Consider the following 7,893-nt stretch of genomic DNA (forward strand, 5'->3'; position numbering starts at 1 on the left):
TGTTAACCGCTCTCAACCCGTTACGACCGGCTTAATCATCCCACCAATCGAAATCAAAGTATTCAGAGACCTCATCAATGCCGTCTGACACTGTGTTAATACCGGTGTCGATAGCCGATTCAATCGCGGGAATTGCGCTGTCGATTGTTTCGGTTAGCTTATCATAGTCAAACTGTACTCCTACAGTGGTTTTTAGCTTGCCGCCTATCAGCGCAGAGACACCGCCACCAAGGGTCGCAGAGAAGCCGGGCTTGGTTTCATAAGTCTTGAAACCGGCTTCGCCGGAAACCCCGATAGCCCCGACATTGAAGTCACCTTCCGTTTTTACCGATACGGTAATGCCCCACATGGATTCATATTTCACTTCGCCCTGGCCCTGGAACTTCAGGGCAACTGCCTCCAGGGAACCCTGTGCATTTACATCCACCTTGGGAACAATGCCGCTACCGCGGGAGAATACCGCTTTCAACTGGCCGTCCGCCTGGGCGACAGATCCAATCGACCCGCTTCCCGCAAATGTGGTGTTGCCGTATTCGCTCGGCAAAACGTAGTCTCCCTTCGCATCCAGATATGACAACTCTGCAGTCGCGTGAGCTGACAACTCACCCTGGAAACCACTCTTGTTGAGTTCGAACTTATACCCGGCATTAGTAGACCCTTCCAGGCCAACACCAATCCTTACAAAGTCCTCGCTGTCGCCCCAGGTCTCGCTGACGAAATCAATACGTCCGGAAAGATCCTCGTCAAAGAGCTTGTCTTCGGCAAAGACTACGGAAAAATCGGTTTCGTTTTCAAAGCGCTTCTCGCGGGCGTAGTCCTCCATGCTTTCCCGGTCATCCCAGGGGTTAGTGGCAAACCGACCGGTTTCCACATCCCGGTAGCGTCCGTTTTCGTCATAGACACGCCGGTTATTGATTCCCTTGACGCTTTTGGCAAGGACAGCGATATCCTCAACGGCATCGTCAGTGTCAACGTCGTCGGAGCCAGCGATCGGCTCAAAGGTCTCAGTGACGTTTTCTACGCCCTCCCAGGTATCCAGGAATCGTGCGTTATTGCCATTGAAGGCGATCTGGAGATCCTGGGCCCGGCGCACCAGGTCACCCTCCACGGTGTAGAGCCCGCCAGCGACCATCTCTGTACGGGATAGTTGGCCAACGGTTTCCTCTGTTTGGGTGTTGTTGACGTCCAGGTTGAACTCCAGGCCAGCATTCCGGAAATTCGCCTGCGCCGCCTCAATTGCCTCCAGGTTCAGTGTGCCATCCCGGTTGACCAGTGCTTGTGGATCCCCATTGGCGATTTTCTCCAGCTCGGTGACAGCAACATCACCGCCATAGGTCTTCAATGCAGCAGCGGTAATCTCCTCGGAGCCCGAAGGCAGGATTACTTCTGTACCCACCTGGATACCACGGGTATTGATACCCTGTAGCTCCGGGTTGATGCTGACCATCTGCTGGACATACAGCTGGACATCACGCTCGGAAGCCTCCGGGCCTAGCACCTGCCGGGCAACCGCGCTCGGGTTGTCACCTGACTGGAAGGTATAGGTCTCCGGCCCTGCCTGCTCCTCCAGTGGCAGCGGCTCGAGTGGAGTCAGGGTCTCGAGCGGGTTCTCCAGCTTGGGAGCCTCGAGTACCGGCACCATCATCGGGCGGCCTACTGCCACTGCGCCAGAGGCAGCGGCTGTATTCCTGGCCTGCTCCTCGAAATATTCGGCAAGCCCGCTGCTGGCACGCTTCTGCTGTGTAGTGGCCCAGCGCTGCAGGCCGCTCTTGCTGGCAATCACGTTGCCGATCGACTTGCCGATTTCGTTGCCAATGGCATTCTGCAGGTACGATGTACCGGCATTCCGGTCTACGAGGCTCATAGCGCCGCCAATCAGCAGGTCTGCGCCCAGGTTACTCCCGGCAATTTCGAACTTATCCGTCTTGCCTACCGCTGCACCGATCGTGCTGCCAACCGCGTTGACCCAGTCACCAGTAGTTACCTCGCCCTCACGGATATAGGTTTCGGCCACATCCAGCCACGGCGTAATCATCTGCACCGTGCTGGAGCTTAGGCCACCAATGCCCTGGATCGCCACGCTGCCATCCTGGCTGGTTGTGGGTGTCAGGGCGGCGGCAGCCAGGCTGGACCAGCTGGTGATCTTGCCGCTGGTGATCAGCTGCTTGGAGGCCGCACCCGCGACCTTCAGGGCAGCAGCAGCGGTTTTGGCGTACTTCAGGGTTTTTGCGCTGACATCCGCAGCCTTGACGGCGGCGCCAAGCCCCTGGGCGGCACCACTGAAGGCACCGGCCACTGCGCCGGCAGCCACTTCTTTCCAGTTGAAGCTCTCCTGGTAGCCAAGGGCGATAAACAGCCCCTGCTGCACAATGGCGGCCGCCGCACCCACCACCGCGCCTGCCACGGCGAAGGCGGCCAGCGAGGCCGCGGTACCGCTCAGACCCAGGAAGGTACCGGCCGCTCCCAGCAGCGCACCGGCCAGGCCGGCGGTCACGATGGTGGCCACTACCGCAATGACCACCACAATGATGATCATCAGGATGTTGCCGCAATCGTCGTCGTCCTGCGGGGTTTTCAGGTTCGGCAGCGTGGAGCCGATAATGTCGTTTTCGTTGTAGACCTTGTGGGTATCCGCATCGATACGGCCGGTCTCAACGCTATTGGGCACGGTGATACGGACACCGCCCTTGATCGGCTGGCTGGGATCCAGGCCGTTGGCCTGTGCCAGCACAAACCACAGGCTGGGGTTGCCGTAAACGCGGGCAGCGATGGACTGCAGGCTGTCACCCTCAACCGCAGTGACAGTGGTGACGGAGCCGGACGGGTAATCCTCACCGATGTTCTGCATCAGGTTGTAGTCACCGGTATCCAGCTGCTCTTCCACATCACCGTTGGCCCAGGTTTTCTTCTCGCCCACGGCGTGGCCGTTGGCATACTGGAACTCGGTCTCGCTGATGTCGTTATCGGTACCCTCGTCGTGGTAGCGGTACAGGATCTGGCCGTCGTTGTTGTAAACAAAGGTCAGGTATTCCCTGCGGTCCTGGTTGTCGCCTTCCCCCTTGTCCAGGCGCGTCAGCTGGTCGTTGGCATTGTAGGTATAGCGGCTGGTGCCATTGGCATCACCCTTGCCCACGATTTTCTGCTCACGGCCATCGGCGTGGTAGTAGTAGGTATAGGTATAAGTGGCGTCCTCGGTGACGAGCTTGGTTTTCAGCAGGCGACCGGAGTCGTCATAGGTGCTGTAGGTCTTCTGGTCATCACTGTCGCTGTAAGTCGAGATTCCATTGGCGCTGTATGTTGTATAGCTGTAGGTCTCGCGGCTGCCGTCCTTGAAGGTTTCGTAACGCCTTACATTACCATCGGCGTCGTATTGCCAGGTGCTATACCAGTTACCGGCATCCTCGCCGTCCTGGTCGGTCCACTCCGCCCGGGTCACCCAGCCGCTCTGGTTGTACTGGTAGGAGACGACGGCGTCGCCCTTGTTCCAGGTGGCCCGCTGCCCCAGGCCGTCATAGCCAAACTGGCTGATTACCTTGTTCTCAATCCCGTCACGCATTTCAGTAACGCGATTGGCACCGTCATATTCATACCAGTGATCAACCGCCTCACCGGTGTAACTCGCATCGGTAAAGACATGTTTCTGGTTGCCCGCAGCATCCCACAGGTAGTTGAGGTGCTGGCCGGTGACACTGTCATGCCAGCGGACCATCTGCCCCGACTCATCGTAGCCATAGGTGATATTGCGGTTGTGGTCGCCGGCCCCGGTAATGACCTCGGACATCCGGTTGCCCATCAGGTCGTACTGGTAAAAAGTGGAAATGCCGGTTTTTATGTCCTCGACAGATTCGAGATTCCCCGATGTGTCGTAGGTCTTGCGGATGTCCGGCCCACCTGTACCGGTGCTGCTCGCCCCGACCAGTTCCAGCGTGCGGAATATCTGTGAGAAGTTGTAATAGAAATTGTCGTCCAGCGGATCGAAACCGAAGTTCCACAGGCCGGTATTGATCGCACTGTTGGAGACCGGCCGGAACTCACGGATCATGTTGCCAAAGTCGTCATACTCATAGGCGGTCTTGCGACCACCCTGGTCGACCGTCGCCACCTTGCGACTGAAGGCGCCATACTCATGGCTGGTTACCCGGCCGGCGGCGTCTTTTTCGGCAACCAGGTTGCCGTAGGCATCGTACTGGCGGGTCTCGGTAACGGTGTTGCCGTTCACGCCCTCATAAGAGGTGGACACAACCCGGTTGAGGCCATCGTACTCCTGGTATGTCCAGTCGCCGGCAATATCACGGCTACCGGTACGGTTGTCGCGATTGTCGTACTCGAACTCCAGGCTGCGGTTACCGGCATCGGTTTGCCGGGTCAGGCGATCGCGATGATCGTACTCAAAGCTGGTGGTGCGCTGCCCGAGGTTACCGACCGTATCGATGAGGGACATGGACAGGCGACGCCCGAAGACATCGTAAGTGTAACGCTTGAGTTCGCCCTCGCCGTTGATCTCCTCCACCAGGCGACCGGCGTCGTCGTAACGCATGCTGGTCTCATTGCCCAGCTGGTCGATGGTCCGGGTCTCGTTGCCCAGGCGATCATAGAAATGCTGTGTCACACCGCTGTATTGCCCGGTGCGGTTGTCATCCTCCCAGGTCATCATGCCCAGCGCATTGAACTCACGTGTGGTGGTATAGCCACGGGCATCGGTCACAGAGACCTGTTTGTCCTGTACATCGTAGCCATACTGGGTGAATGCACGCTGTGAGGAAGCCTGGCCAAATACTTCGGTGGCCACGCCGTACTCGGCCACCATGCGGTTGCGGCCGTCGAACACCGCGTAGCTGTCACGTCCGGTGGCGGTGCCGCTTTCGCCGGTAATCTCCGTAACGACGCGGTTGCCGTTTGCATCGACACCGTATTCCCGCCAGACGCCATCGCCCTCGTTGCTGGCAACCAGCTGGTCCAGCGCGTTGTAAACATACTGCGTGTAGTAACCCGCTGACTTGCCATCGACCGCACGGCCGCCCTGCCCGAGGCCACTGTCCTCCACTGCCAGGCTGACAAAATTCCGCTCGTCATTGCTGGGACCGGAATACAGGCCGGTTGCAAACGAGATGTGGCCGGCCGCCGTTACCTCCAGGTTGCCGCCGGTCTCGCTGCCCAGCACAGTGAGACTGCTGCCCTGGTAGTTCTGGCTGGTGCCGCTGGTGACCTGGTCACTGTCCAGCCGCAGCCACTGCACGATCACCTCGTTGCCATCGGCATCGGTATAGCTGAGCTTGACGTCGTAAGCACCCTCCTGCAGCTGTGCCAGGGTGGCCGAGTGGCTGGTGCCGTCGAACGCCATCACGGTGCTGTCTGTGAAGTCCAGGCCACTGCCCGCCGCGCGCCAGGACAGGGTCAGGTCGCCATTGATATTGGCCACCTCCGCCGGGTCCAGGGTCAGGCTGAAGTCCTGGTCGTAGCCCAGTACGTTGGTGACAGGGGGATTCTCCGGGTTATCGGGATCCTCCACGTCTTCAGTGATTTCGGTACTGGTGATATCCAGGCTGTGGCCCGTGCCCACCTGCTCGCCATAGAAAGCGTTATAGCTGTGCGTACCGGCCGCCAACTCAGCCGATACCACCAGCTGGCCGTCGGCATCCCGGGTGCTCTCCACCCACTGGCCGTCGATCAGGACCAGCTGGGAACGTGCGCCTTCGGAGCCGACGTCGGCAGCCTGCCAGCTCAGTCCCTGGCGTGAGCCAGACAATGGCTCGGCGCCACCAACCTCGACGGTGAACTGGTCCAGCAGGAGCTCCTGGGCACCGAACAGGGTGGCATCGGCGTAGGCCCCCTCGAGCGTGATCTGGTAACTGCCGGCAGCCAGCGGGCTGCTGCTGGTACCAAGATCCAGGGCATAGCTCCAGGTGCCGTCGCCGTTGTCGACACCCTCAACCGCGGCTGTACCAGTCGTGCCATCGGGGCCGGTCCAGCTCGCCACCACGGTGGAGAACTGGCTCGCGACTTCCGCCGGCACCCTGCTGTCGAGGTTGATGATGTAGTTGGTATTCTCGCCGCTGACGACAGAAGTCTGTGACAGCCCGGTGTTCACCCCGACATGCTGGGAGTCGGCGACAAAAGTTTTTTCACCACTCTGGAAACTGCTGCCACTAGCGTCTTCCCAACCGATACGGTAAGAAAGCTCGGCAAGGTTGGTGACATTGTCCAGGGTAACGCTGAAACTGCCATCGGCGTTTTCAGTCATGGCCACCTGGTTGGTGGTGCTGCCCGCGGCACCGTAATTCAGCACCAGGTTGCTGGCGGTACTGCCGGGCTGCACAGTGATCGTGACGCTGTCACTGTCAACGCGCTCTACCTCGATATCGCCCAACAGTGGCGGTACCTGCAGTACTTTTTCCTCGGACCAGGCCAGGTTGCCGGCGCGGTCGGCGGTGACCACACGGAAATAGAGTGCCTCGCCCTCGCCGAACTCCTCGCTGGGAATATAGACCTCGCCGGTCTCCGAGAACCAGGTGCCCAGTTCCGCACTGCGCGAGCTGTAAGACTCCGGCTGTTCCTGGCTGCTGGAACCCCAGACTACCCAGCTCTTCTGGTCGACGCCCTGGGGCATATCCCACTGCACCACCAGCATGTCGCCGAACTCGGCGGTAATGTTTTCCACCTGCTGGACATTGTTCTCGATTTCACCGGTGTACATCTCCACCTGGTTACCCGCAGCGTCGTAACGGATACTGGAGCCGGTACCGTCCGGGGAGATGTTCTTGGTGATGCGGCCGGCGGCGTCGTAGGCCATCTCGGTGACGAACCCGTCACCGTCCTGCGCCCAGGTCTGCTCGCCGCGGGCGTTGTAGCGGATTGTCTTGGTGATGTCGTCGGCGTCGTTGGCCGCGTCCATCAGGTCGGTCTCCGACGTCTGGCGGTTGCCGGCGTCGTAGCCCATGGTCGTGGCCTGGTCGTTGGTGTGGCTTGCCACCAGCGTTGCGAACGCGGTGTCGCCACTCAGGCTCGCCAGGTTCACGCCCGCAGCCACGGCGTTGTAGTAACGCTTGCGCTCGGTCAGGTTGCCGTTTTCATCGTAGCTGTAGGTGTGCAGTACCCGGTCGCTGTTGATCACCGCCACCTTGCGGTCGGCGGCATCGTAGTAGCTGTACTCGGTGGCTTCCTGGCTGGTGCCGGCCGCCACGGTGCGGCTGGTCTGGTTGCCCTTGCCGTCGTAGGTGTACAGGGTGAGCACGCGCTCCCGGGTCTGTACGCCGTCGTTGTCGAGTACGTCCACCAGCGGTGAGCGTTCCTCGATCACGCGGTTGGCCGCGTCGTAGGTCTTGTTGACGGTGTACACCTCGCCGGCCGGCGCGGCCGGGCGGGTGGCGGAGGTGATGCCGGTGGTGTCCAGCGGCTGGGTGTAGACGCGCTGCTCCAGCACATTGTCCTGGGCGTCGTAGTCCCACTCCACCAGGTAGCCTTCCGGGTCCACCTGCGCCAGCAGGCGGTCTTTGTCGTCGTACCAGGCGTAGGTGGTGTTGCCGTTCTTGTCGGTGACTTCGATGGCGTTGCCGAAGTCGTCGTAGACGGTGGTTGCCTCCGGGCGCACCTCTCCTGTGGTGGCCACCGGCTCGCCGGTGCTGGTGTCCACGGAGGTCACTGTCACCTGCGGGTACACGGTGCGGGTGAGGCGCCCCATGCGGTCGTAGGACATGTCGGTGGTGCGGGTATCACCCAGCCCGGTCGGGCGCACGCTCGGGTCAGTGTGCGCGGCGGATGCCAGGCGGGTCATGTACAGGGTCTCGCTGGCCTTCTCGCCAAAGGCGTTGTAGCTCCACTCGGTCAGCACGTTGTCCGCGCTCAGCTCGGCCACCTGGCGGCCGTTGGCGTCGAAGTAACGGGTGGTGGTGTAGC

1 protein-coding gene is annotated in these 7,893 nt (G+C 60.5%); it reads right to left on the reverse strand.

All coding sequences use genetic code 11. The features are described 5' to 3' along the window. Nucleotides 1–31 precede the first annotated feature (31 nt). The gene (locus tag ACH6CX_RS17135; RefSeq protein WP_396676036.1) at nucleotides 32–7,852 is read right to left on the reverse strand and encodes a LysM peptidoglycan-binding domain-containing protein; all 7,821 of its coding nucleotides are present in this window, start codon (nucleotides 7,850–7,852) and stop codon (nucleotides 32–34) included. Between the last annotated feature and the right edge of the window lie 41 nt (nucleotides 7,853–7,893).

Source organism: Microbulbifer sp. JSM ZJ756 (genome assembly GCF_044383805.1).
Classification (GTDB): Bacteria; Pseudomonadota; Gammaproteobacteria; order Pseudomonadales; family Cellvibrionaceae; genus Microbulbifer; species Microbulbifer zhoushanensis.